This window comes from Kamptonema formosum PCC 6407, assembly GCF_000332155.1.
In the GTDB taxonomy this organism is placed as follows: domain Bacteria; phylum Cyanobacteriota; class Cyanobacteriia; order Cyanobacteriales; family Microcoleaceae; genus Kamptonema; species Kamptonema formosum.
Genome location: NZ_KB235907.1, coordinates 51,544 through 51,907, shown reverse-complemented (window position 1 = coordinate 51,907; position 364 = coordinate 51,544). Strand labels below are relative to the sequence as shown.

Here is a 364-nt window from a genome sequence, read left to right as displayed (position 1 = left end):
GTATCCGTATCGGTTGAGAATGTGATGTAGACAGGTTTTTGCTGACTCCACCATCCCCTCAGCGACCCATAACGCCACCTCCGCAACTTCACGGGCCACCTCCGCAACTTCACAAGCCACGCCCCAAACTTTTTCTACAGGGTGAGTCTGATTCTCTGTCACAGCTTCGGCTGTATTTTGTATATTTATGGGGGGAGCTGTGACAACCTCCACATCAAGAGGAGAGGGTGATTCAGCCATTTTCGCAGAGGCGTATTTTTTCAGCCTAATTTTTGACAGACTAGAGGGTAAAGCTCACTCCCTAGGTTTTCGGGTCTGCTAGAGTTCTCACCAGCCTCTACAAAACGATATTGCCAAACTCGCT

Annotated in this window: 1 pseudogene; it reads right to left on the bottom strand. The window is 49.2% G+C overall.

Annotated features, from left to right (window positions below):
* Positions 1-240, bottom strand: a pseudogene (locus tag OSCIL6407_RS36045) (hypothetical protein); the annotation flags it as partial.
* Between the last annotated feature and the right edge of the window lie 124 nt (positions 241-364).